This is a genomic window from uncultured Psychrobacter sp. (genome assembly GCF_947488565.1).
Lineage (GTDB): Bacteria > Pseudomonadota > Gammaproteobacteria > Pseudomonadales > Moraxellaceae > Psychrobacter > Psychrobacter saeujeotis.
Genome location: NZ_CANKZC010000022.1, coordinates 1 through 362 on the forward strand (window position 1 = coordinate 1; position 362 = coordinate 362).

A 362-nucleotide genomic window follows, 5' to 3' on the forward strand; every position below is an offset into this window, starting at 1 on the left:
TCACCAACTTTTACGATGCCTGATTCAACACGGCCAGTTACGACGGTACCACGACCTGAGATTGAGAATACGTCTTCGATTGGCATTAGGAATGCTTTGTCGACGTCACGCTCAGGCTCTGGGATGTAGCTGTCTAGGACTTCTAGTAGTTCTACGACTGCTGGTTGGCCGTATTTGCCGTCGTCGCCTTTTAGGGCTTGGGTGGCTGAGCCTTTGATGATTGGGGTGTCGTCACCTGGGAAGTCGTAGTCGTTTAGTAGTTCACGAACTTCCATTTCAACCAGTTCTAGTAGCTCTTCGTCGTCGACTAAGTCGCATTTGTTCATGAAGACGATGATGTACGGAACGCCTACCTGACGTGA

1 protein-coding gene is annotated in these 362 nt (G+C 49.7%); it reads right to left on the minus strand.

Going from position 1 to position 362, the window contains the following annotated elements; translation table 11 throughout:
- On the minus strand, positions 1-362 hold a 362-nt coding region (locus tag Q0890_RS13650; protein WP_299222075.1), incomplete at both ends, for a GTP-binding protein.